This is a genomic window from Mycobacterium sp. NGS35 (genome assembly GCF_059812855.1).
Genome location: NZ_JCALDL010000001.1, coordinates 148072 through 171683 on the forward strand (window position 1 = coordinate 148072; position 23612 = coordinate 171683).

23 protein-coding genes are annotated in these 23612 nt (G+C 64.1%); 7 read left to right on the forward strand and 16 right to left on the reverse strand.

What is annotated here, in order from left to right:
• Positions 1–14: 14 nt before the first annotated feature.
• Entirely contained in the window at positions 15–1427 is a 1413-nt protein-coding gene (locus tag AC5Y4C_RS00765; protein ID WP_499908062.1) for a WS/DGAT/MGAT family O-acyltransferase, read from the reverse strand.
• A gap of 197 nt (positions 1428–1624) precedes the next feature.
• On the opposite strand from AC5Y4C_RS00765, the gene AC5Y4C_RS00770 reads away from it, so the two are divergent.
• Positions 1625–2089, forward strand: a complete 465-nt coding sequence (locus AC5Y4C_RS00770) for an Rv3235 family protein (protein WP_499907755.1) — start codon at positions 1625–1627, stop codon at positions 2087–2089.
• Between the two features lie 9 nt (positions 2090–2098).
• A complete protein-coding gene (locus AC5Y4C_RS00775; protein WP_499907754.1) occupies positions 2099–2563 on the forward strand; it encodes an SRPBCC family protein in 465 nt (154 codons plus the stop codon).
• Between the two features lie 76 nt (positions 2564–2639).
• Here the strand turns inward: AC5Y4C_RS00775 and AC5Y4C_RS00780 are convergent, their stop codons facing one another.
• From AC5Y4C_RS00780 to AC5Y4C_RS00795, 4 genes are all read right to left on the reverse strand, one after another.
• Positions 2640–2981, reverse strand: a complete 342-nt coding sequence (locus AC5Y4C_RS00780) for a hypothetical protein (protein WP_499907753.1) — start codon at positions 2979–2981, stop codon at positions 2640–2642.
• 71 nt (positions 2982–3052) lie between these two features.
• Entirely contained in the window at positions 3053–5863 is a 2811-nt protein-coding gene (gene secA / locus AC5Y4C_RS00785) for a preprotein translocase subunit SecA (RefSeq protein WP_499962208.1), read from the reverse strand.
• A 102-nt stretch (positions 5864–5965) separates the two neighbouring features.
• A complete protein-coding gene (hpf, locus tag AC5Y4C_RS00790; protein ID WP_499962206.1) occupies positions 5966–6658 on the reverse strand; it encodes a ribosome hibernation-promoting factor, HPF/YfiA family in 693 nt (230 codons plus the stop codon).
• A 256-nt stretch (positions 6659–6914) separates the two neighbouring features.
• Entirely contained in the window at positions 6915–7544 is a 630-nt protein-coding gene (locus AC5Y4C_RS00795) for a ComF family protein (RefSeq protein WP_499962204.1), read from the reverse strand.
• Positions 7545–7553: 9 nt separating this feature from the next.
• Between AC5Y4C_RS00795 and AC5Y4C_RS00800 the strand changes: the two genes are divergently transcribed.
• The gene (locus AC5Y4C_RS00800) at positions 7554–7799 is read left to right on the forward strand and encodes a hypothetical protein (RefSeq protein ID WP_499940497.1); all 246 of its coding nucleotides are present in this window, start codon (positions 7554–7556) and stop codon (positions 7797–7799) included.
• Positions 7800–8168: 369 nt separating this feature from the next.
• Here the strand turns inward: AC5Y4C_RS00800 and AC5Y4C_RS00805 are convergent, their stop codons facing one another.
• The 6 genes from AC5Y4C_RS00805 to AC5Y4C_RS00830 form a co-directional block, all read right to left on the reverse strand.
• Positions 8169–8777 carry a hypothetical protein gene (locus AC5Y4C_RS00805; RefSeq protein ID WP_500007911.1) on the reverse strand — a complete coding sequence of 203 codons (609 nt, stop codon included), beginning with the start codon at positions 8775–8777 and terminating at the stop codon, positions 8169–8171.
• Positions 8778–8957: 180 nt separating this feature from the next.
• Positions 8958–9317, reverse strand: a complete 360-nt coding sequence (locus AC5Y4C_RS00810) for a hypothetical protein (protein WP_499962200.1) — start codon at positions 9315–9317, stop codon at positions 8958–8960.
• Positions 9318–10160: 843 nt separating this feature from the next.
• Positions 10161–10673 (reverse strand): Imm61 family immunity protein, encoded by a 513-nt coding sequence (locus AC5Y4C_RS00815; protein ID WP_499907746.1) that lies wholly within the window; start codon positions 10671–10673, stop codon positions 10161–10163.
• Entirely contained in the window at positions 10663–13227 is a 2565-nt protein-coding gene (locus AC5Y4C_RS00820; protein WP_499962198.1) for a glycohydrolase toxin TNT-related protein, read from the reverse strand. The genes AC5Y4C_RS00815 and AC5Y4C_RS00820 overlap by 11 nt, the downstream gene beginning before the upstream one ends.
• Before the next feature lie 9 nt (positions 13228–13236).
• Positions 13237–13527, reverse strand: a complete 291-nt coding sequence (locus AC5Y4C_RS00825) for a WXG100 family type VII secretion target (protein ID WP_499907744.1) — start codon at positions 13525–13527, stop codon at positions 13237–13239.
• Positions 13524–13832, reverse strand: coding sequence for a WXG100 family type VII secretion target (locus AC5Y4C_RS00830; RefSeq protein WP_499962196.1), 309 nt, complete (start codon positions 13830–13832; stop codon positions 13524–13526). Before AC5Y4C_RS00830 ends, AC5Y4C_RS00825 begins: the two co-directional genes overlap by 4 nt.
• Positions 13833–14038: 206 nt before the next feature.
• Here AC5Y4C_RS00830 and AC5Y4C_RS00835 point away from each other — a divergent pair, with 206 nt between their 5' ends.
• Genes AC5Y4C_RS00835 through AC5Y4C_RS00845 form a run of 3 tightly spaced genes read left to right on the forward strand, consistent with a single transcriptional unit; the run spans position 14039 to position 17774 of the window.
• On the forward strand, positions 14039–16372 hold the full coding sequence (locus AC5Y4C_RS00835) for a nitric-oxide reductase large subunit (protein ID WP_499962194.1): 2334 nt from the start codon (positions 14039–14041) through the stop codon (positions 16370–16372).
• Positions 16369–17004, forward strand: a complete 636-nt coding sequence (locus AC5Y4C_RS00840) for a hypothetical protein (protein ID WP_499962192.1) — start codon at positions 16369–16371, stop codon at positions 17002–17004. Before AC5Y4C_RS00835 ends, AC5Y4C_RS00840 begins: the two co-directional genes overlap by 4 nt.
• Entirely contained in the window at positions 17001–17774 is a 774-nt protein-coding gene (locus tag AC5Y4C_RS00845) for a slipin family protein (RefSeq protein WP_499962190.1), read from the forward strand. The genes AC5Y4C_RS00840 and AC5Y4C_RS00845 overlap by 4 nt, the downstream gene beginning before the upstream one ends.
• A gap of 29 nt (positions 17775–17803) precedes the next feature.
• On the opposite strand, the gene lpqB is transcribed toward AC5Y4C_RS00845, so the two are convergent.
• From lpqB to AC5Y4C_RS00865, 4 genes are all read right to left on the reverse strand, one after another.
• Positions 17804–19576, reverse strand: coding sequence for an MtrAB system accessory lipoprotein LpqB (gene lpqB / locus AC5Y4C_RS00850; RefSeq protein ID WP_499962188.1), 1773 nt, complete (start codon positions 19574–19576; stop codon positions 17804–17806).
• The gene (gene mtrB, locus AC5Y4C_RS00855; protein ID WP_499907738.1) at positions 19573–21216 is read right to left on the reverse strand and encodes an MtrAB system histidine kinase MtrB; all 1644 of its coding nucleotides are present in this window, start codon (positions 21214–21216) and stop codon (positions 19573–19575) included. The genes lpqB and mtrB overlap by 4 nt, the downstream gene beginning before the upstream one ends.
• Before the next feature lie 76 nt (positions 21217–21292).
• The gene (mtrA, locus tag AC5Y4C_RS00860; RefSeq protein WP_499907737.1) at positions 21293–21979 is read right to left on the reverse strand and encodes a two-component system response regulator MtrA; all 687 of its coding nucleotides are present in this window, start codon (positions 21977–21979) and stop codon (positions 21293–21295) included.
• A gap of 75 nt (positions 21980–22054) precedes the next feature.
• The gene (locus AC5Y4C_RS00865) at positions 22055–22693 is read right to left on the reverse strand and encodes a dTMP kinase (protein WP_499962187.1); all 639 of its coding nucleotides are present in this window, start codon (positions 22691–22693) and stop codon (positions 22055–22057) included.
• Between the two features lie 105 nt (positions 22694–22798).
• On the opposite strand from AC5Y4C_RS00865, the gene AC5Y4C_RS00870 reads away from it, so the two are divergent.
• Positions 22799–23209, forward strand: coding sequence for a hypothetical protein (locus AC5Y4C_RS00870; RefSeq protein ID WP_499962185.1), 411 nt, complete (start codon positions 22799–22801; stop codon positions 23207–23209).
• 14 nt (positions 23210–23223) lie between these two features.
• On the opposite strand, the gene AC5Y4C_RS00875 is transcribed toward AC5Y4C_RS00870, so the two are convergent.
• Positions 23224–23535: a hypothetical protein gene (locus AC5Y4C_RS00875; RefSeq protein WP_499962183.1), complete on the reverse strand. Its 312-nt coding sequence runs from the start codon at positions 23533–23535 to the stop codon at positions 23224–23226.
• Positions 23536–23612: the final 77 nt, after the last annotated feature.

Below are 23612 nucleotides of genomic sequence, written 5' to 3' on the forward strand. Positions count from 1 at the left end.
GTATCGCCGCAGACCTACTGCGCGGCTTCGATCAGCTCGTCGAGAGATTCTTGAAGCAGGGTCGGCAGCATGTCGACGTCGCTCATCGCGTCACGGTCGGCGTTGATGCCGAAATAGAGCATCCCGCAATAAGACGTCACCCCGATCGCCAGCACCTGGTTGCGCAGCAGCGGCGGCACCGCGTAGGTCTCCAGCAGCTTGGCGCCCGCGACGTACATCTGCGACTGAGGGCCGGGCACATTCGTCATCAGCAGATTGAACACCCGAGCCGAGTAGCTGGTGGCCACGCGAATGCCCATCGCGTGCAACGTCGGTGGGGGGAAGCCGGACAGCGTCACGATCGTGCGCGCGTCCACCAGGCTCGAGGCCGTCGGGTGGCTTTCGGTGGCGTGCGCGATCTGCGAGAGACGCACCACCGGATTGCCCTCGCCGACGGGCAGATCCACCAGGAACGGCGACACTTCGCTGATCGCCTGTCCCGGGCCGGCGTTCGTCTCCAGATCGGCTTCGGGGTACACCGACATCGGCGCCATCGCGCGCACCGTCGACGTCGTCGTCACCGGCTCTCCCCGCGACAACAGCCAATTGCGCAACGCGCCGGCCACCACGGCCAGCACCACGTCGTTGACGTCGCAGTCGTAGCGGGCCCGCAGCTTGCGATAGTCGTCCAACCGACCGGTGGCCACGGTGAATCGGCGGTTACGCGACACCTGCGTGTTGAGCGGACTGTCCGGCGCGGTCCCTCGCAACAGGGTGCGGACGGTATGGGTGAGCTGACGGCCCATGTCGGCCAGGTAGCCCGCGTTGGTGACCATGTCGGTGGCCGCGGTGCGCATCGACTCCAGCTGGGTGGTGGGTCGCGTCACCCAGTCGCCGACAGCCCCCATCACCAGCTCGAAGTTCGACGGCTCGTGGGCGGGAATCCAGATGTCCTCGCCGAACTCGGGCTGGCGTTGGGTGCGGTCAGCGATCACGTGGCCGATCTCCAGGGCCGTCATGCCGTTCACCAGGGCCTGGTGGGACTTGGTGTAGATCGCCAGCCGGTTCTTCGCCAGGCCCTCGACCAGATACATCTCCCACAGCGGCCGTGAGCGGTCCAGCGGCCGCGATGCCAGCCGGGCAACGAGCTCGTGCAGTTGCTCGTCGCTGCCCGGAGAGGGCAGCGCCGAGCGACGGATGTGGTAGGTGATGTCAAAGTCGGGATCGTCGACCCATACCGGCCTGGCCAGGCCGAACGTCACTTCGCGCACCTTCTGGCGATAGCGCGGGATCTGCGGCAGCCGCTGCTCGACGGTGCGCAGCAGCGTTTCGTACGACAGGCCCCCCTTCGGCCGCCGCAGAATCGACAGAGACCCGACGTACATCGGCGTCGACGTGTCCTCCTGGTGGTAGAACGACGCGTCGGACGCCGACAAGCGGGTCACCACGCGGGCCATACCCTCCCCTCACCGAACTCAGCCGCAGCTTGCGCCCACCGTATCCGGCGACGAGGGAGTTCCGCATTGTCGGGCCGGAACGAAAATTCGGCGCTGGGACGCCGTGCTCGCCATGGGATCATTTGTGAGTACACGTCTGCGTCTCTCCAGCAGGCAGGTCGACATCGTCACCGCTGGAGGCTGCGCGCATGAACCGCCATTTGACCGTCGTTCCCGTCGTCGACTATGAGCCGCCGATCGGCCAGCCCCGCCCACCGACGCCTGGTCTTCGCCGGAGCCGCCGGCTGGTTGCGGTGCCGCCTGCGCCGGAGCAACCGTCGGCACAGGCTGCGGCGGTGTTCGCCGAGGCGGCGTTGCGCGGTGTGCTGGAAGTGATCGACGGACGCCGCCCGTTCGCGCAGCTGCAGCCGATGCTCGGCGATTGCGTGGCCGATACGGTGATCGCTTTGGCCCGCGCGCCGCGAGGCGCCGGCCGGACAGCGGCTCAGCTGCGCCGGGTCCGGCTGCGCATCGTGGACAGCGAGGGCGAGATCGCGGAGGTGTCTGCGACGTATTGCCGCGGCGAGCGGCTCCGCGCGATCGCGGGGCGGGTGGAGCACACGGTGGTCCGCGGCCGTCGAAGATGGCGACTCGTGGCGCTTCAGATCGGCTAGCGTGGGTCCATGGCCAGCGTGGAAAACGACAGAGTGAGCGTTGAACGAGTGATCGACGCACCGGCGAGTGCGATCTTCGAGTTACTTGCCGACGCCGGCAAGCACGCCAGCTTCGACGGCTCCGGCACCGTGCAGCATGCCGAACACGAATCGATACCACTGTCGAAGGGTTCCAAGTTCGGTATGTCGATGCGGATGGGATTGCCGTACCGGACCACCAATACCGTCATCGAATTCGAACCTGACCGCCGAATCGCTTGGCAGACAACCATGCTGGGCGGTCTCGTGGGCGGCCGGATCTGGCGCTACGAGCTCGAGCCCACCAATGGCGGCGGCACGCGGGTGCGGGAGACATGGGACATCTCCCAGGACAAGCAGAAGTGGCTGCTGCGATCCAGCGGCATGCCGAAGCAGGCCGAGAACGGCATGCGCGAGACGTTGGAACGGATAGCCAAGCTCGTCGAAAGGCGTTGAGCCAGCGCCGAGACTACGAATGGTGATGGCTGCCAAGCGATTTCGGTGATCGTCCGTAGCTTCGGCGCGTTAGCGGTTACGGCGCCGGGCTGGCTACCGTGGGCCGCGGCGCTTGCGGAACTTGCGGCTCTGCCGTGCGGGCGGGCGGCTCGGCGTCGCAGGAGGATTTCTTGGCGTTCCAATATCCGCCGGACCTGGCGCAGCAGAACTTGTATTCGTCGTCGTGGGTCTGGGAGTCGGTCTCGCCCCTGAGCCAGCGCCCGTCCGCAGCCCTGGCGCAGTTGTCGAAGCTCTTCTTGTCGAACGTCGCGTTCCCAATGGCGGGATTGGCAACGCTCAGCAGCGCACCGACGGTGACTGCACCGGCAGCGACGATCATTCGGATTCGGATGGGCTGGTTGGTGTGTGCATTGTTCATGCGCCGATGCTCGCTCGGCGCATAACCGCCTCACATGGGGCAATTGCCCCCAAATCCCGGTCGCTCGAAACTCAGCGCCGGCGGCCGGACTTCGCTTGCTTGGCCTGACGCCGTGCGGCTTCTCGCCGCTCGCGCCGGGTGCCTCCAGCTGACACACCGGCGGGCTCGCCGCCGTTGCGCCGCTGTATCGCCGCAGAGCCGTCCTCCGACGGTCCGGTGTAGGTGAGCTGCTGCTCTCCGTCGTCAATTCCCTTGGCGCGCAACGGAGCTGGGGCAGCGCTCTCGCGTTGCTTGGTCGCCACGCCGCCCTCAGGCTCTGCCCCGGAGGAGGCCGTCTGCGTGAGTCCTTCCGGGCTGGGCATCGGCGCCACTGTCGGAGCTGGCGCGGCTTCCACCGCGACGTTGAACAGGAAGCCGACGGACTCCTCTTTGAGCCCTTCGAGCATGCCCATGAACATGTCGTAGCCCTCGCGCTGGTATTCCACCAGCGGGTCGCGCTGGGCCATCGCGCGCAGCCCGATGCCTTCCTTGAGGTAGTCCATCTCGTAGAGGTGCTCCCGCCACTTGCGGTCCAGCACCGAGAGCAGCACGGTGCGCTCGAGCTGACGCATTGCGCCTTCGCCGGCCAGCGCGTCGATCTCGGCCTCCCGCTTGGCGTAGGCCTGCTCGGCATCGGCAAGTACCGCGTCGAGCAGCTCCTCGCGCGTGAGGTCGTCGACCTCGTCGTGGCGGTGGGTCAGCTGCTTGTAGTCGATGCCCACCGGATACAGCTGCTTCAGCGCCGTCCACAGCTGCTCGAGATCCCAGTCCTCGGCGTAGCCCTCCGCGGTGGCGCCGTTGACGTACGCGGTGACCACGTCGCGGATCATCTTCAGCGCTTGGTCTTTGAGGTTTTCGCCCTCGAGGATGCGGCGGCGCTCGGCGTAGATCACCTTGCGCTGCTGGTTCATCACCTCGTCGTACTTGAGGACGTTCTTGCGGACCTCGAAGTTCTGCTGTTCGACCTGGGTCTGGGCGCTCTTGATGGCGCGGGTGACCATCTTGGCCTCGATCGGCACGTCGTCGGGCAGGTTCAGCCGCGTCAGCAGTGACTCCAGCGTCGCGCCGTTGAACCGCCGCATCAGCTCGTCGCCAAGCGACAGGTAGAACCGCGACTCCCCGGGATCGCCCTGCCGACCCGACCGGCCGCGCAGCTGGTTGTCGATGCGCCGCGACTCGTGCCGCTCGGTCCCCAACACGTAAAGCCCGCCGGCGTCGATCACCTCTTTGGCTTCGGCCGCCGCCTCCGCTTTGACCTTCGCGAGCTCGTCGTGCCATGCCTGCTCGTAGTCCTCAGGCGTTTCCACCGGGTCGAGGCCGCGTTCGCGCAGCCGCTTGTCGGTGAGGAAGTCGACGTTGCCGCCCAACACGATGTCGGTGCCGCGGCCGGCCATGTTGGTGGCGACGGTGACCGCGCCGCGACGGCCGGCCTCGGCGATGATGCCGGCTTCCTGCTCGTGGTACTTGGCGTTGAGTACGTTATGCGGAATGCGCCGCTTCTGGAATTGCCGAGACAGGTATTCCGAGCGTTCGACGCTGGTGGTGCCGATCAGCACCGGCTGACCTTTCTGATACCGCTCGGCAACGTCGTCGACCACCGCGAGGAACTTGGCTTCCTCGGTCTTGTAGATGAGGTCGGGCTTGTCCTCGCGAATCATCGGCTTGTTGGTGGGGATCGACACCACGCCGAGCTTGTAGATCTCGTGGAACTCCGACGCCTCGGTCTGGGCGGTGCCGGTCATGCCGGCGAGCTTGTCGTAGAGGCGGAAGTAGTTCTGCAGCGTGATCGTGGCCAGCGTCTGGTTCTCGGCCTTGATCTCCACGCCTTCCTTGGCCTCGATGGCCTGGTGCATGCCCTCGTTGTAGCGGCGGCCGATCAGCACGCGGCCGGTGAATTCGTCGACGATCAGTACCTCGCCGTCGCGGACGATGTAGTCCTTGTCGCGGTGGAACAGCTCCTTGGCCTTCAGCGCGTTGTTGAGGTAGCTGACCAGCGGCGAGTTGGCCGCTTCGTAGAGGTTGTCGATGCCCAGCTGGTCTTCGACGAACTCGACGCCGAGCTCGGTCACACCAACGGTGCGCTTGCGGATGTCCACCTCGTAGTGGACGTCTTTTTCCATCAGCGGGGCAAGGCGGGCGAACTCGGTGTACCAGTTCGACGCGCCCTCGGCCGGCCCGGAGATGATCAGCGGCGTGCGGGCCTCGTCGATGAGGATCGAGTCCACCTCGTCGACGATCGCGTAGTTGTGGCCGCGCTGCACCAGGTCCTCGAGCCGATGGGCCATGTTGTCGCGCAGGTAGTCGAACCCGAACTCGTTGTTGGTGCCGTAGGTGATGTCGGCGTTGTAGGCCACCCGCCTCTCGTCGGGTGTCATGCCGGCCAGGATCACGCCGACGTCCAGCCCCAGGAAGCGGTGCACGCGCCCCATCCACTCGCTGTCGCGTTTGGCCAGGTAGTCGTTGACCGTGACGATGTGCACGCCCTTACCGGCGATCGCGTTGAGATAGGCGGGCAACACGCAGGTCAGCGTCTTGCCCTCACCGGTCTTCATCTCGGCGATGTTGCCGAAATGCAGCGCCGCCGCGCCCATCACCTGCACGTCGAACGGCCGTTGGTCCAGCACGCGCCAGGCGGCCTCGCGGGCGACGGCGAACGCCTCGGGCAGCAGGTCGTCGAGGTCTTCCCCGGACGCGTAGCGCTTCTTGAACTCCTCGGTCTTGGCCCGCAGTTCGGCGTCGCTGAGCTTCTCTACGTCATCGGACAAGCTGCCGACATAGTCTGCGACGCCCTTGAGGCGTTTGACCATGCGACCTTCACCGAGGCGCAGCAATTTCGACAGCACAGATATCCCCTATGGGTTGACGTCTTCGGCGTACCCCATGGTAGGCGAGAGTGCGACAGGCCAGTCAGAGCTCGCCGCGGGGGGTTCAGGCTGTCACGGCGGTTACGCCAGCCGGATCAACCCGTAGTCGTAGGCGTGCCGTCGGTACACGACAGAGGGCTTGTCGGTCTCTTTGTCGTGGAAAAGGAAGAAGTCGTGGCCGACGAGCTCCATCTCGTAGAGCGCGTCATCGACGGTCATCGGCGTCGAGGGGTGCTCCTTGACGCGCACGATGCGCCCGGGCTCGTGGTCGTCGACCGCAATGCCGTCGACCGATGGTGCCTCGGCAGCCTGGTTGTCCGATGGCGGTACCGCAGCGGCGGTGGCTTCCGCCAGGGAGACCGGGGTCTTCTCGCCGTAGTGGACCTTGCGTCGGTCTTTGCTGCGGCGCAGCCGGTTCTCCAGCTTGTTGACCGCCGACTCGAAAGCGGCATAGAAGCTGTCGGCGCACGCCTCGCCGCGGACTACGGGGCCACGGCCACGGGCGGTGAGCTCCACGTGCTGACAGTTCTTGCGCTGGCGGCGGTTCTTCTCGTGGTAGAGCTCTACGTCGAACAGGTAGATCGTGCGGTCGAACCGCTCGAGGCGGGCCAACTTCTGCGACACGTACACGCGGAAGTGGTCGGGTATCTCGACGTTGCGCCCCTTCACCACGACCTCAGCGCGCGGCGTGGTTTCAGCATCGTCGGTATCGGCCAGGACTCCCTCGCGAGCGGGAGATGTCCCCAAATCGGATTCCACGGATCGGCTTGGCATGCTTGACAACTCGTTTCTGTCGCGGAGTCGCACGCGGTCCGGCGTGCCGGGTTCTGTGAACAAAACCGGTGGATCGCGACCTACACCTTCGCCACCCACCGGCACAAGAGGTCGAAAGACTCACCTCCTACCGCTGTCGGTAAGTGGCGCCCCGGTGGTTCGAGGCGGCCGAGTCACTGTTGCTTGGTCCCGACGGTAATGGTGTTCACCGCCGCGTGCCACCCCTTTCTCTCACCCGTTGCCTGTTCTTCACCAGTCATGCGTGGGCGATGGCGAGCACCGCCGCCACGCGGGCTCCTGCGGCATTCAGGATGCGGACCGATTCGGTGGCAGTGCTGCCGGTGGTGACGATGTCGTCGACGAGAACGACCTCGCCGTGGGTGCTTCGGCGCAGCACGATGCGGCCGCGCACGTTGCGTTGTCGCGCGCTTGTCGAGAGGCCGACTGAATCGCGTGTGCCTGCCCGCATGCCCAGCGCGGCGACGACGTCCACGCCGTCACGGGTGTCGGCGACGGCACGCGCGATGCGGGTGACGGGGTCACCGCCGCGGCGCCGCGCGGCGGACCGGCGAGTGGGCGCCGGCACCAGCGTCAGCGGCAGGTCGACGATCCCCCAGCCGACCAGCCGGTCCAGTCCTTGGCCCGTTGCCTGCGACAGTGGTGTCAGCAAGTCGGTGCGGCCGTGTTCCTTGGCGGCGACGATCGCGGCCCGGCGGGCGCCGGCGTAGCGACCGAGCGAGAACACCGGCACCTCTGAGTCCACGCGTGGGGTGACCAGTCGAGGGTCATCTTCCGTAAGCGTCAGCTCCCGCGCGCAGGCGTCACACCATCGTGTCGACGGCATACCGCAGCCGCCGCACTCCAGCGGCAGGACAAGGTCAAGCATGGCGCCAGTGTGGCGAGAGGCACCGACATGGCGGCGGCAATGCTGCCGGGCTCCAACGCAAGTGAGTCGACGATGTCACTCGTTCTGAACCGGTTCGTCGGCGAGGGCATCGATGAAGCCAACGGCGACATAGTCGACCTTGCTCATATCCAGCCGCTGATCACGTCCAAGCGTGTTGTCGATGACAAAGGATATTCACAGGAAAGGCCTCCATACCGGGATGCAGTTGCGTGCCGACGAATCGGCTACATATGACCAACATATAGATCCACACAAACGGTCCATTACCGTCGTGAGCACGGAACTCGGGTTGTGTACGCTCCCACACGAAATCAGCTGGTGGGTGATACTTGATTGGGCGGTCAAGTAATGCGGTTATGTAATCATCCCTGTCTGGACCTGGTATCCACCGCCGGAGGCTTGCCGTCAGCGGGATCTGCGCCTCCAAGTCGGGTGGTCCAAAATCGATGTTTCGCAGTTCGATTCTCGCCAATTCGATCCTCTGGTCAGTGCCGTCATCAGCATTCTGTTCCCCCTTGCATGTGATCCCCGCTCGGCAACGGCAATCCTTAGATTATGGCGCTGCTCAGGGCCACTGCCGAATCGCTCATATACGTCGGAAAGTCACGTTAACCCTTCGGTTAAGAGGTTTTCTAGGTCATCATAAGTCATTGTCAATACTCGACTCCTCAACTCGTCTGAGGTGGTCATGATCGCGTATACCTCGGGTTCATCCTTAAGCCAATATTTGCGAACAAATGCGCGGGATCTCTCGACGGGGATCTGTTCGAGCTCGGAGATCATGTTGAGGATCTCTTCACCAGGCAACCCTTTCGCAATTCGTTCATCGAGGCTGGTGTCCGACCATCGCCATGAGACTGGATCGATTCCTCGCGAGATTCTCAAGTAGTCTCCCAAGTTCCAGAGCAGAAACTTGCCGGCATCCTCCATCCGCGAGAAGAGCGCCTTGACGGTGATATGTGGTGTGGCTCGTCGTTCGGTGGTCGCATTGAAGACAATGATGCCGTCTTCGCTGAGCCGGACCGCATATCCGCTCCAGTCAGGCTTGGGATAGCCACTGCATAACCACAGATCGTCACCTGACCACCTCGGTGGATCCCACTGCGACCGACCTTCCAGACGACGCCACCGGACGAGCCAGCGCTCGTATCGTGCCAGGAACTCTGCTACCTCGTCGTTGGCCGATGTGTCAGAGCCGCCGGAATTTTTCATGGTCCCAAGCCGATCTCTCGAAGAACCCGCGCATCAATCAACCGCTGGACGGCGACGGTATCGCCTGTGCGGATATCTATGACGACCATTTTCCTCCCCACCCCCGGGTTGTCCAAACGCGGGCCGGGCCATGTACTAGCCTCGATTCTGGCTTCTTTGCCTCCGAGCTCGATGACGCTCTCATCTCGATTCTGGCAAGCCCTCGGCGAGCAACTCGTGCAGTTCCTCATAAGAATTGGTCAACACATGACTCATCGGCTCCTCCCAACTATGCAAGACGGCGTAAATGTCAGGGTGCTGCCTGATCACATAGCGATGCATAAATCGCCGCTTCCCAGGTTCGACGTTATCGATACGGTTGATTGCAGCGAGAAATCGCGGATCCGGGAGGCCTTTCTCTATGCGGTCATCGAGGCCCGCATCTCTCCATCGCCAGAAGACCGGATCAGCGCGGCACTCGGTCCTGAGAGAATCGCCCATCTGCGCGATGACGTATTTTCCCGCATCTTCCATCTGCGAGAAGACCGCGGCCACGGTCACGAACGGAGTGGATCGCCGTTCGGTAGTCGAAGCGAGAACGAAGAAGGCGTCTGCCTCTTGCCGTATGACATAGCCGGTCCAGTCCGGGAACGGGTACCCCCTGCGGAGCGAGAGGCCGCTTCCAATCCAGGCCGGCGAGTTCCAAGGAGTGCGGCCCTTCGTCTTTCGCCATAGGTTGCGCGACTGCTCGTACTGCCGAAGGAAGTTATCGACGGAACCTCCTTCGCCAGTGGGCCGCATACCGTTCTGTTCAAACCTCATTAAGTGACCTCTCGAAGAAAACCGAGCTCGGTCACAGTTTCAACCGCATCCCGTACTTCGAAAAACTGCTACGTAATATCTTATTCCGACATTGTTGAACACGTGACATAGCTTATCTAACCGTCCTCTGCCTTTTGCTCCTTTGCATACGAGATGAGCTCATCCAGTGCCGCTATTAGTCTGCGTCGGCGCTCAGGGTCGCTAAGATTTTCCAAATGCACTGGAAGATCGTCGGCAATAATGTCAACTAATTCCGAGTGTCTGGCCTCTCGCAAATCGAGGATAGGCACATTCGCGGCTTCCAGTTCTGATAGATGCCTACTTACGTTCGGGTCCGATGCTTTCTTCGCAAGATAGTCAAATACGTAAAAGATGAGCTGCGCACTCTCGGCCCAATGATGCTTGCGGAAGAATATACTTCCCGCCATTAACGACCCCTCGCTGTGAAGACGTTATCCGTGCCGAATGCCCCCGACGCCCAATAGATTGTGTGCCCTTGGAAGTCGTTAATGGAGATTGAAGGCCACAAGTCAACGAACATTTCACTAATCTGCTCGATCGTTTGGGAGAAGATGAGATATCTCAACCATGATTAGGGAATTCGTCGCCGACTTGGAACATCGACATAATTTCATCGCAGGCTTTTGGAAGCAAGTGTGATAGTTCTACCAACCTAGCCGTGCCGGTGGAGCTGTTCTTTGCCGCAGCGACTCTGCTCCCGGACGAATCAACAAGCCACTGGAGGGCGTGATTGTCGGGTATCAATGAATAACCTTCGCAAACTTCCTCAGCCTTGAAGGGCAGATTGACAAGCGCTATTCGTCGGCTGGCGCGAACACCTTGCCCGAAAAGCGCGAGGAAATACCGATCGAGCACCCGATGATCGGCAGCTGCCAATTCGAATTTCTCAGCGCCAGAACGGTTGGCCTTGGTCACGGTGTACCAACCCTGCGGCTCGCGTCGGATGTAGAAGACTATCTCTCCGCCATTGTTAACCAGACATGTGGCGTCCCCGCCGACTTTGTGCTCCTTGAAGCCGGCCGCCACCGCCAATGCGGCAACATCAGCGGACAGCTCGTAGCGGTTATTGCTCACCCAGGACTCCACGCTCTAATAATTGCAATACTGACATCGCGTCGCCTCCATCATCGATGATCTTCACTTGCAAACCCCCACCGTCGCGACCGAAACCGGGAGCTACCTCAGATATCTCAATCGCCCAGCCTTCTGGAAGGCTACCACTGAAACTGTATCGATAATACTGGCTGTTAAGTGAACTAATTGGGAGGCTACGTTCTTCGAAAGAGGCGGGCACCCCGTTTTCCATTACGGCGAAGTATTCGCCGTACGGACTGCCTACTCTGTCTATCTGACTGCCAAAATCATGGATGAAGGCCTCCACCGAATTGTAAGCCACTCTGGTGCCCGGCACAGCACCCTCATTAGGTGGGTACCTATTCAAGGACTCGCCGTCAGGCCCCACTTGGGTATAGCGCTCGTCGTACTGCTCTTTGGTGAGCGGGTTGCCGTTTTCATCGTGGCCGTATGGTTCCTCGGGATGTCGAACGAGATCCCAAGTTGCCTGGTTTTGCGCAGTTGGCGTCGGATACGGGCCTGAGTCGCCGGCATCGGGCATTGGCTGCCCGTAGCTAGGGTCTGCCGGCCCGTCATCGAGGCGGTGCCAGTGCGGACCGGTTGGATCGTCAGACTTCAGCACTGACCTACCGTCAGCGGGCGCTGCACTCGCGCCATCGATCAACTCCCGGCTCGGTTCGACGTGTGTGGCCGTCGCCGGCGAACCGTTGTCCGCGCGTGCGGCGCTGTGAGAACCATGCGATGGGTGGTCCAGTCCGCTGGGCTCATGCCAGGGTGGCATCCCGGTTGGACCGGACAGCGTCGGATGGGGCGGCTCTATCCGTTCGGGCGCAGACAAAGCCGACGGAGTCATCTGGCCCGGATGGGTAACACCGTTCAGGCCCGCACTGCCCGACGAGCGAGCAGAAGATTCTCCGGAAGACGAACCGACCGGCGATGCCGGCCCTCGCTCAGCCTGAGGTAGCGCATCCGCCGCTGCGGTCGCGAGCGGGCGCCCGGGCGCCGCTAGCACTTTCGCGTCCGCGGCCGACTGACCAGGCGTGGGTGTCGGCGTTTCATGCGCCACCGGTGGCGCCTTCGGAACTTCGGCCGGCGGCTTCGGCACCTCGGCCGGCGGCTTGGGAATCTCAGCTGGCGGCTTGGGCACCTCGCCAGGTTTCGGAAGCTCGCCCGGCTTCGGCAGCTCGGACGGCTTGGCCAGCGGCAGGCTCTCCAGCGGGCGTTCGACGCGTGCAGCGTCCGCTGCCGCATCGGCCGCACGAACGGTGGTGCGCAATCCCGTCGCCTCTTCGCCAACTCCGGGAATGAACAATGTGGCAATGTCGGTGACACTGCGGCCGGCCGCCTCCGCCGGATTTGTACTCCACAAATCCCAGTGGACTGCTTCCTTGCCGAATTGCTTCCATGCCTCGCCAACTCCGGGTGCGTTCGGTCCGCCGAGACCAACCAGCGGCGCCAAGCCGTGGGCCAGGTTCTCGATGTCGCGGTGGTAGCCCTCCGGGTCGATCGCTTCACGCTCTGGCGAGTACGTCCAAAAGACGTCTTTCAGCATGCCGCCGGCTTCTTCTAAAACGCCCTTACCGAACTGCCCGATCTGATCCAGCACCCGGCCCGCGAGGTTCTCGTGTAAAAAGTGATCCCACTCCTTGTGCGCGTAGTGGCCCATGGTGGTGGCAATCGTGTTGGCTTCAGCCGCGAGACCGGCAATCTGGTGGCCCAATGCCGTCGCTTCAGCCTTGAAGTTGTCGATGACCGTGCGGATCTCGTTGGCGATGCGTTTGATTTCGTTCTCGTCGTCGCCGCTGAGAAGGTCCCAGACGATTTTGATGCCGGTCAGCGGGTCCGCGATCTGTGACAGCAAGTCCAACACCGCGGCATGCACCTCGTCGACATGTGCCGCATAGGTGTTGAGAGTGCTGGCGATAGTTCCACACTGCTGAAAAACTTGGCTTCCGCCTCGCGCTGCTGTCGCGAAAGCCACGCCGATCGCGTCGGCCTCCGGAATCTTCTGCGCCCCAACGATCGCCAGTGGTGCGGCCGCACCGACTTCGGTCGCAAGAAACTGCGTTCCCGCGGCCGTCCAGGCGGCGGCCGCAGTACGTAGGCGCCCCGAATCCGCTGTAGGCCAGATCATTCCGATGAACGGCGCGACCCAACCCCATCCCGCCGGTGCGGGCGTACCGCTACCGACACCGGACGGTACCGACCCGGGATTGATCATCTCAGTTGGGGTTGGCCTGGGAAGCGGCTCGGTACTGCCTGCGATGTTGGATGCCGCCTCGGCGACCGAGTAGTTCGTCGCCGATACGCGGATTCCATCGCCGATGCGAACCAACCCGTTGCGCACCTGGGTCATCGCTTCTACTAGCGCTTTGGCAGAGCTGTCGTACTGGCGCGCCAACGCGGCACCGGCCGGGTCGTCGCCACACATTCCGCCGGTCCCGCTCAGCGCGCTCGTCAGGGTCGAAATCGCCGACCCAAGGTCCTTCCCAACCGATACGACGGACGTGCCGGCACCGTCAAGCGCCGGCGGATCGACGTCAAGCGCACCCATTGCCGAATGTCATGCCCACATGCGCTGGTTGGTCGCTGCCGCCCCCGTGTAGTTGTGATGGGCGACTTTGCCCGCAGCCTGCAGCTTCCCCAGAGCGTCTCGCATCATCGCTGCACCCTCGGCCCACTGTCGATGCGCTTCGGCGTGCGCGGCCGCGGCAGTCCCGCTCCACTCCACGTGAAGTCCGGCGACCAGCGCGTCGATTTCCTGCAGCAGCGACTCGACGTAGCGTTCGAAGCCTGCCATCCGCGAGACTGCGTCAAGCAGCGCTTCGGGGTCGACCGCAAATGCGTTACTCAAGGTGCCACATTCCGCAGCGATTCCCACGATGCGACTTCCTGCCCCTGATAGTCGCCGCCGGCACGGCCCAATGCCGATGCCATCAACGACAACCCGGACTGAATGCGCGCTGCCCCTTCGTGCCACTCACGCCATGCTTCGCCGTAAACACCCCCGGAATCGCCGCGCCAGCCGTCGAGCATGCTCGACACCTCCGAATCCACGTCGGCCAGGCCGGCGCGGAAGTCGTCGGCTCCGCGCGCCAGCAACTCCGCCACCCGCCCGATTTCGCCGGGATTGCCGCGCAACACAGATGAATCACTCACCTGTAAGAGCCTAAATGCCTGCCACAGCATCGAACGCGGCAGATCACCAGCCGCCGCGCCAGCGAACCCGGCGCGTGTGATAACCCGCAGCGACCACCCCGAAGTGGGGCGAACGACCACAGAATGCCAGGCGGAATAGGTCCCTTCTGCTGTCCGCGGGTGATAAATACGTAGGACGCGGGGCAGCTAGCGGGCAGGAGCATCGCATGGCCATTGATTCAGCGCAGTCGTCGTCAGCACCAGAAACCGATCAACCGTCTGCGGAACGTCTGATCGGAAAAGGCTGGGTCCAAGGCGTCGCGTTGGTGATGATCTTCGGCTTCTTCGTCATGGGCATCCTGGCCTATCGCGCGTATACGGCGGCAATGCCGTTGCCCGACAAGGTCATAACTCAATCGGGCCGGGTGCTCTTCACCAAGGCGCAGATTACCCGCGGCCAAGAACTGTTCCAGGCGCGCGGCCTGCAGGAGTACGGGTCGGTGCTGGGCCACGGCGCATACCTGGGACCCGATTACACCGCGGAATACCTACGCAAGGCCGCCGACAACGTCGCTGACCAATTCCGCGCCGAGGGTAATCCCGATCCGCACAACCGCGTCGTCGCCGAATTCCGCACCAACCGCTACGACCCCGACACCAAGACTCTGGTGTTCACCGACCGTCAGGTCAAGGCGTTCGAGAACATCCGCGCACAGTACGCCGACTACTGGGGCAAGGACTCCACCAAGCGCGGACTGCTACCGGATTTCATCACCAATCCGAACGACGTCAACGACCTGACCGCATTCTTCGCGTGGACCGCGTGGGCGGCGTCCGCCGAACGGCCCGGCCACAATTACACCTACACCAACAACTGGCCCGCCGAACCCCGCGTCGACAACGGCCCGACCGGTCAGGTGGTGGTCTGGTCGGTGCTGTCATTAGTGGCGCTGCTGGGCGGGACCGGGATCTTGCTTTTCGTGTACGGCCGCTGGAGCCAGAAGATCGGCTGGCAGAGCGCCGAGGCGCCGACGCTGGTCTACCGGCAGCCGGGCGAAGTGACGCTGACGCCGTCGCAGCGTGCGACGGTCTGGTTCTTCGCGATCGTGTCGGTGCTGTTCTTGGCGCAGACCCTGGTTGGTGCGGCCGCGCAGCACTATCGCGCTGACTTGTCGACGTTCTTCGGCCTCGATCTGGCCCGTCTACTTCCGTACAACCTCGCCCGGACGTGGCATGTGCAGCTCGCGTTGTTCTGGACCGCGGCGGCCTTCTTGGCCGGCGGAATCTTCCTCACGCCGTTCATCGCTCGCCGTGAGCCGCGGCGGCAGAGCTGGCTTGCCTACGGGTTGCTGGTCGCCGTGGCGGTGGTGGTGTTCGGCTCGCTGATCACCGAAGCGCTGTCCATTTACGGTGTGGTTCCCGAGGGTTCGCTGCTCTCGCAGCAGTGGGAGTACCTGGATTTGCCTCGGCTGTTCCAGATCCTGCTCGTGGTCGGCATGTTCTTGTGGATCGCAATTGTCTGGCGCGGCATGCGGTCGCGGCTCAAAGGCGAGTCGAAGCTGAACATGCCGTGGCTGTTCTTGTTCGCCGGCTTGGCGATCCCGGCTTTCTACGCGGTCGGTCTGCTCGCGAGCAGCGACACCCACTACACCGTCGCGGACTTCTGGCGGTTCTGGGTGGTGCACCTGTGGGTCGAAGACTTCCTCGAACTGTTCACCACGGTGATGGTGGCCTACATCTTCGTGTTGCTCGGCGTCGTGCGACAGCGAATTGCGTTGGGCATCATCTTTCTTGACGTCATCTTGTACTCCGCCGGCGGCGTCATCGGCACGATGCACCACTTGTACTTCTCCGGGACGCCCGTCGAGCACATGGCACTGGGCGCGTTCTTCTCCGCCGCAGAAGTCATCCCGCTGACTTTCCTGACCGTCGAGGCGTGGGCGTTCCTGCAACTCGGCTCACGACAGCAGGCCGGCAGCGACCACCCCTTCCCTCACCGTTGGGCGGTCATGTTCCTTGTCGCCGTTGGCTTCTGGAATTTCGTGGGTGCGGGCATCTTCGGATTCCTCATCAACCTGCCGATCGTGTCGTACTACCAGATCGGCACCGCACTGACCGCCAACCACGGCCATGCGGCGATGATGGGCGTTTACGGCATGCTCGCCGTCGCACTGGCCATGTTCGCGTTCCGCTACGCCATACCAGCCGACAAATGGCCGGAAAAGGCTGCGCGTCTGTCCTTCTGGTCGATGAACATCGGTTTGGCCTGGATGGTGTTCGCCACCCTGCTTCCGCTTGGCGTGCTGCAGCTGTACCACTCGGTCAACAACGGCTACGTCGACGCTCGTTCCCTTGGCTATCTCACCCAACCCGGCAATGCGCTGCTGGAGTGGCTGCGGCTGCCCGGTGACGTGATCCTGATCGTGGGCGGCGTGCTGCCGTTCATCTGGATCGCATGGCAAGCGGTGCGCCACTGGCGTTCTGGGCCCACTGCCGAGGAGCTGCCCGATCACCCGCTCTACACCGAAGCCGGCGCAGAAACGGCGGCAGCCAAAGAATGACCGTCAGTGCGTCGGTGTGGCTGGTCGCGGGCTACGCGCTGGTGCTCGTCGCGATCGCATGGGCCATCGACCTCATGGCACGGCGATCATCACTGCGGGCCGCTCGTTGGCGCACAGGCAGTTTCGTCTACCACGCCGACCACGACGCGTGGGTGTGCCCGCAAGATCAGTGGCTGTGGCCCACGTCGTTCGACCCGCAGCATCGGGTGATGCGCTACCGCGGGTTGCCGACGGTGTGCAACAGCTGTCCGGTGAAGTCGACGTGCACGACGTCCGACCACGGCCGTGAGGTGACCCGAGAAGTGGACCCGTGGCCGCATTCGGAGGCCGGTCGCTTCCACCGCGGTATCGCATGCGCGGTCGCCGCGATGGGGCTGGTCATGCCGTTGGGAATGTTGGTCGGCAACCACTCCGCGGCAGACCTGGTGGTTCTGCTCGGTGCGTCGGCACTAGTGGTCATCACGGGAGTGCCGCTGGCGCAACACTTCTGGAACACGCCGTCGAATGCGCCGGCGCACCTGCCGCATCGCAGCGGCGAGGAGGATGCGGTAGCCGCTGCCATCGACCGGTACTCCACGCGGTGGGGCGGCGGCTGGGCCGACAAGGACGCCGACAAGAAAGACGCCGGATGACTGCAGAGGTGATCGCCATCGTCGTCGTCGCCGCCATCGTGCTCGTTGCGCTCGGCGTCGTCTCGCTGGCGGTGTTGCGCGAATACGAACGCGGCGTGGTCTTCCGGATGGGCCACGTCCGTCCGCTCTATCAACCGGGCCTCAGGTTTCTGATTCCCTTGGTCGACAAAATGGTGCGGGTGGACCAGCGCGTAGTGACGCTGACGATCCCGCCCCAAGAGGTGATCACCCGCGACAACGTGCCCGCGCGGGTGAATGCCGTCGTGATGTTTCAGGTCACCGATCCGTTGAAAGCCATTCTGGCCGTGGAGAACTATGCGATCGCGACGTCGCAGATCGCGCAGACCACGCTGCGCTCATTGCTCGGTCGCGCCGACCTGGACACGCTGCTCGCCCACCGCGAGGACCTCAACAGCGACCTGCGCACGATCATCGAGAAGCAGACCGAGTCCTGGGGCGTCGAGGTCCGGGTGGTCGAGATCAAGGACGTGGAGATTCCCGAATCCATGCAACGGGCGATGGCGCGCGAGGCAGAGGCCGAGCGGGAGCGGCGCGCGAAAGTGATCAACGCCCGCGGTGAACTGCAGGCCTCCGAGGAGCTGCGCCAGGCGGCCGATACGCTCTCCAAGAGCCCGGCGTCGCTGCAATTGCGTTACCTGCAAACACTTTTGGAGTTGGGCGCTGACCAGAACTCCACGGTGGTGTTCCCGCTGCCGGTCGACATCATCACCCCGTTCCTGCAGCACGTCGCGGGGATTTCGGCACGCTAAACGACGCTCAGCGTCGCAAAGCGTCGAAATCACCCCGGCAGCACCGGCACAGCACCGGCAATCATCAACGCCCGCACCTCGATCCACCGCTGCTCGTTTTCGGCAGCAGCGCTCGACAACTGCAGCACGCCGCGCTGGTCTGCGACGTACACGGTCGACGGGTTGGCCACCACCGTCGACACCGGGATCGTGATGTTGCGCGAGGGCGCATCGGAATTCACGCCGTCGAGGTTCACATACGACACGGGATGCTGAGGGTCGGTGCGGCTGACGACGATGTCGTCCCCCGTACGCCACGACAGCGACACCACCGACGCGCCGAGACCGAAGCCCAGCCGGCGCGGATACGTCAACGCGTATTCACCGCCAGGTGTCTGTTCGACGGTCGCGAGAACCACTTGCCCGTTGATCACCATGGCCGCCCGGGTCCCGTCCCGCGACAGCTGCAACTCCGTGACCGGACCGGGAAAGCGCGTCGTCACCGCCGTCGCATTGACCGGAATGCGGGCGGGCTGGCCCGACGCGGCCTCCTGAATCACCCGCACCACGTTGACGCCGTCGACCACCACCCACACCGCATTGTCCAGCGACCAGCTAGGACGGGTAATGGTGTGCCCGTCTGTAGCCTCCACCGCGACACCGCCGCTGGGCCCGATCCACAGCGACGCCGCCGCGTCCGGCTGTCCGCTGCGCAGCACCACCACCGACGCAACGTCGCGGCCGGTGCGCGACAGCATCGCCGCCTTCTGCTCCGGCATCTGGCCGAACGAGCCGGGCATCCGCGGTGCATTGTCGTTCTCCACCGACACCAGCGACCCGCCCACCAGCGCGTGCAGACCGGCCGACGCGCCGTCGTCGGCGCCCGGGTCCGTCGATGCGACGTCTGTGGCCTCCCACCCGTTGGCGAACCGGTCGTCCAGCGCGGCGCCGTCGGCGTTGATCACGTACGGCCCCGCGATGCCGGAGCGCGCGAACGTCCAAATGATCTGCGCCGCAACGAGTTGCCGGCTGTGCGGATCGGTGGTCGACAATCCCTCCAACTCCACGCGGGCGCCGCCGTAGCCGCGGCCGATGCCGGTCTTGCCGCCGTCGGCCCGGGTCACCGGCCCACGCAATTTCAACGGAGGAGCCAGCATGTTGCGCACCGAGTGAGCCATCTCCGGTCGCGGGCCCGCGATCAGTTTGCTGACCAGTTCGGTGGGCAGCTGGTCGGGATCGGCCACTGCGACGTAGCGCGGATCGGGTACGACGGTCTTGCCGGTCGGGTCGGCGAAATAGAGGTTGTGACGCTTGTAGGTGGCCTGGAACTGCTGCCAGTCAAGGAACACTCCGTTGGGCAGGCGGTCGATGCGCCAGCCGCCGCTGGTTTTCACCAGTTCGATCGGCCCGGGGTCGGGCAGCGCCCCCTCCCCCGTCTCGAACACCCCCATGTCCGACAGCGAGCCGAGGATGTCGGCTCGCATGTTCACCGAAACCCGGTCCGCACTTCGGGTTTCGAGGAACACGACGTTGTCGATCAGTAGCGAGCTGCCCGCGTCGTCCCAGCCACGCGACGCCGACTCCGTCAGGAATTGGCGGGCCGCCAGGTGCCGGTTGGCGGGATCCGCTGTGGCCTTGAGGAACTCGCGCAGCAGCACGTCGGGGTCCATGCCGGGAGTGGGTTTGGGCAGGCTCGGCGCCGGCGAACGCTCCACCGTCCCGATCGCTTGAGGCGCCGACGACGACGGCACCCCGGCGCAGCCGGACACGGCCACCACAATGACGGCCGCCAGCGCGACGACCACGGCCGGCAGGCGTCTCATACCTTCTCCGCAGCCTCGCGCTGTCGCGGCGCGCGTGGATTTGGCTGCGGCGCAACGGGTTTGAGCGGCAGCGGGCTCGTCGTCACCTTGTGGCCGCGCACCAGAGGCAGCGTCAACCGGAAGCAGGCGCCCTTGCCGGGCTCGCCCCACGCCTCGAGTCGGCCTTGGTGCAGCCGGGCGTCCTCGATGCTGATCGCCAGGCCCAGCCCGGTGCCGCCGGAGCGGCGCACCCGCGACGGGTCGGAGCGCCAGAACCGGCTGAACACCAGCTTCTCCTCGCCTGGGCGCAGGCCGACGCCGAAGTCGCGGACGGTGACGGCGACGGTGTCCTCGTCGGCCGCCATCCGGATCTGTACCGGTTTGTTCTCGGCATGGTCGATCGCGTTGGCGATCAGGTTGCGCAGGATCCGTTCGACACGGCGCGGGTCGACCTCAGCGATCACCTCGTGATCGGGCAGGTCCAGTTCGAGTTCGACGCCGGCGTCGTCGGCGAGGTGGCCGACGTTCTCCAGCGCGTTGCGCACGGTCGTGCGCAGATCGAGCTGCTCGACGGACAGTTCGGCCACGCCGGCGTCGTGACGAGAGATCTCGAGCAGGTCGTTGAGCAGGGTCTCGAAGCGGTCGAGTTCGCTGACCATCAGCTCGGTGGACCGGCGCAGCGACGGGTCGAGTTCTTCGCTGTGGTCGTAGATCAGGTCGGCGGCCATCCGCACGGTGGTGAGCGGCGTGCGAAGCTCGTGGCTGACGTCAGAGGTAAAGCGCCGCTGCAGATTTCCGAACTCTTCGAGCTGGGTGATCTGGCGCGACAGGCTTTCGGCCATGTCGTTGAACGACACCGCGAGACGCGCCATGTCGTCCTCGCCGCGCACCGGCATGCGTTCGGTCAGGTGGCCTTCGGCGAACCGCTCTGCGATCCGCGACGCCGACCGCACCGGTTGCACCACCTGCCGTGACACCAGCAGAGCGATCGCGGCCAGCAGCACAAGCAGCACCAGGCCGCCGGTCAGCATGGTGCCGCGAACCAGCGCGATCGTGCTTTCCTCGCTGGACAGCGGATAGATCAGGTACAGCTCGAGGTTGGACACCGGCCCGGTGGTGGGGCTGCCGACGATCAGCGCCCGGCCGGTGAACCCCTCGGTGTGCACGGTCGCGTACTGGTAGCTGACTTGGCCGGCCTTGACGAAGTCGCGCATGGTTTCCGGGATCTGGGTGACCGGGCCGGCGGAGGTGGCCGCGCGAGGACCGTCTCCGGGGACGACGAGCACGGCGTCGAACGCGCCGCCCAGGTTGCTGGCGCCGGGGTCGGTCTTGCGGTCGATCAGCGTGTTGCGGGCCAGCTGAAGACTGCTGTCCAGGGATCGGGTTTCTTCGCCGCCGACGATGCCGCTGACGGTGGCGCGGGCCCGATCTATCTCCTCGGTGGCGGCGCGGACCTTGGCGTCGAGCACGCGGTCGGTGATCTGGCTGGTCAGTACGAAACCGAGGACCAGAATCACCAGCAGCGACAAGCCCAGCGTCAGCGTGACGACACGCAGCTGGAGGGATCGCCGCCAAGCGAGACCGATGGCGCGACTCAACGCGCCGAGGCCACGCAGCAGTGGCGCGGTGCGCCGAATGCGCCGCCTGGAACCGAAGATCACGGCGACCGCCGAGCGGTCAGATTGACGGCGACCGCGCAGCGGTCATGGAACGCAGCGACCGCCGAGCGGCCACCGATCACGGAGGGCCGGCCTTGTATCCCACTCCTCGAACAGTCAGCACCACTTGCGGGTTCTCGGGATCCTTCTCGACCTTGGCCCGCAGCCGCTGAACGTGCACGTTGACCAAACGGGTGTCGGCGGGATGCCGGTATCCCCACACCTGTTCGAGCAGCACATCACGAGTAAACACCTGCCGCGGTTTACGCGCCAACGCCACCAGCAGGTCGAACTCCAGCGGGGTCAGCGAGATCTGCTCGCCTTGACGGGTCACCTTGTGGGCGGGCACGTCGATGTCGACGTCGGCGATCGACAGGATCTCGGCGGGCTCGTCATCGTTGCGCCGCAGCCGCGCGCGCACCCGTGCCACCAGCTCCTTTGGCTTGAACGGCTTCATCACGTAGTCGTCGGCGCCGGACTCCAGACCGAGGACGACGTCCACGGTGTCGGTCTTGGCGGTCAGCATCACGATCGGCACGCCGGAGTCCGCCCGCAGCACCCGACACACGTCGATGCCGTTCATCCCCGGCAGCATCAGGTCAAGCAACACCAGATCGGGGCGAAGTTCGCGTACCGCGGTGAGTGCTTGGGAGCCGTCGCCGATCACCGCCGTGTCGAAACCTTCGCCGCGCAGCACGATGGTGAGCATCTCGGCGAGCGATGGATCGTCGTCGACCACAAGAATCCTTTGCCTCATGGTGTCCATGGTGTCACCAGATCGGGATAAAACCCGGCTACCACACGCGCATGTCCTGGAATAAGGCGCAACGCGTCGCTTGACTCACGGAAACAGGAAGCTTGCCAGCACGGCGGTGTTGACGTCGGCGCGCGCGATCTTCCAAGGCCCGCCGAAGTCGTTCTCGGCGAGCCCCCGGTAGACCTCACCGGTGCGGCGCTGCAGCTCGTCGTCACGTTCATAGGAGTCGCGGGCACGGCTGTCCTCGGTGGCCTCGCGATGTTGCGCGCGGGCCTTCGCCAGCTCGGCGGGCACATCCAAAAGCACCTGCCAATCCGGGGCCGGCATGTGAAGCCGCTCGTATTCGAGCCTCTTCACCCATTCGACCACCTCGCCGTCGGCGTCCTGGCGCAGCCGCGCGGCGCTGTAGGCGGCGTTGGAGGCGACGTAGCGGTCGAGGATGACGACGTCGTTCGCGGCCTTGAGGTGGTGGATCTCGTCGCGCGCGGCGGCGCGGTCCAGTGCGAACAACACCGCCATCGCATACACCGACGACGCGAGATCGCCATGGTCGCCGTGAAGCGCCTCGGCGGCGATGTCGGCGCTCACCGAATGCCCGTAGCGCGGGAACGACAGCATCGCGACCGATCTGTGGTTCCGCTCATACTGCGCCCGCAGGCCGTCGCACAGGGTGCGCTTGCCGGCGCCGTCGACACCTTCGATCGCAATGAGGACCCCCGCCACACCGGACAACGTACGCGAGTTCGGTACTGCACGTACCTACGGAGCTCGGCGAGTCCACTGGCGACGTGTGAAATGGTGTGGTGCTGAGGCAAACTCAGCCGGAGGGTGGACGTGTACTCGAGATTGCCGATGGCTTTGGCGTGCGTGCTGCTGGTGGCCGGGTGTCAGTCGAGCCTGCGCTATGAGTTCTTCGGCATGGCGGACGTGACGGTAAATGAATCTCTCAATGGACGGCATATCGAGCTGAACAGCGGTCAGGTGCTCGACATCATATTGCCGGACGACTATGAGAAATCCAAATGTCAATGGCACGATGAGGAAAAGTACGACATCACGATCCTCGAGCATCTCGGGGGAAAATACGATCCTGGCCCTGCTGACAAAAACGGTGGCACCTTTACGAGTAGGTATCGGGCGGCACGCGCGGGAACCGTCCACGTCACGCTGGTTCAGCAGGACAACGCCTATCCACCGCACGTCGCCGGACGATTTGCGCTCGATGTGACAGTGCGTTAGTCGCGACGGCCGGCTCAAATCGGCCCGATGGCGTTCGCCACGATGAAGCCGGTGACGAAAATCGCTATCGCGGCCGGCACCGAGAGGAGACCGATCAATATCCCTCGGCCAGCCTGGCTTACTCTGCCAGTGCTTCTGGCAAGGAAGATCGCAACTACCAGAACGATCAATATCGGCGGTAGAAATATCGGAAAACCGATGATGGCGTACGGACCCAAGAACCAGAGGTAAGAATTCAGAAGGAAGATCGTGATGAGTGTCGACAGAAAACCGACGGGACCATAGCGGTCCTGGATCACCGCGCAATGCGCGCTGTGCTCGCTCACCACCGAAACATCCAAAACGCAAAAATCGACGCACCGAGAAGGACGGCAAGTGAGCAGCCGGCCATACTGACGGCGAG

Coding starts and splice junctions, on each gene's coding strand:
- AC5Y4C_RS00845 (WP_499962190.1), top strand. CDS start 17,001: ATGACTGCAGAGGTGATCGCCATCGTCGTCGTCGCCGCCATCGTGCTC.
- hpf (WP_499962206.1), bottom strand. CDS start 6,658: ATGCCAAGCCGATCCGTGGAATCCGATTTGGGGACATCTCCCGCTCGC.
- lpqB (WP_499962188.1), bottom strand. CDS start 19,576: ATGAGACGCCTGCCGGCCGTGGTCGTCGCGCTGGCGGCCGTCATTGTG.
- AC5Y4C_RS00805 (WP_500007911.1), bottom strand. CDS start 8,777: ATGAAAAATTCCGGCGGCTCTGACACATCGGCCAACGACGAGGTAGCA.
- AC5Y4C_RS00775 (WP_499907754.1), top strand. CDS start 2,099: ATGGCCAGCGTGGAAAACGACAGAGTGAGCGTTGAACGAGTGATCGAC.
- AC5Y4C_RS00770 (WP_499907755.1), top strand. CDS start 1,625: ATGAACCGCCATTTGACCGTCGTTCCCGTCGTCGACTATGAGCCGCCG.
- AC5Y4C_RS00795 (WP_499962204.1), bottom strand. CDS start 7,544: ATGCTTGACCTTGTCCTGCCGCTGGAGTGCGGCGGCTGCGGTATGCCG.
- mtrA (WP_499907737.1), bottom strand. CDS start 21,979: ATGGACACCATGAGGCAAAGGATTCTTGTGGTCGACGACGATCCATCG.
- AC5Y4C_RS00835 (WP_499962194.1), top strand. CDS start 14,039: ATGGCCATTGATTCAGCGCAGTCGTCGTCAGCACCAGAAACCGATCAA.
- AC5Y4C_RS00820 (WP_499962198.1), bottom strand. CDS start 13,227: ATGGGTGCGCTTGACGTCGATCCGCCGGCGCTTGACGGTGCCGGCACG.
- AC5Y4C_RS00780 (WP_499907753.1), bottom strand. CDS start 2,981: ATGAACAATGCACACACCAACCAGCCCATCCGAATCCGAATGATCGTC.
- AC5Y4C_RS00840 (WP_499962192.1), top strand. CDS start 16,369: ATGACCGTCAGTGCGTCGGTGTGGCTGGTCGCGGGCTACGCGCTGGTG.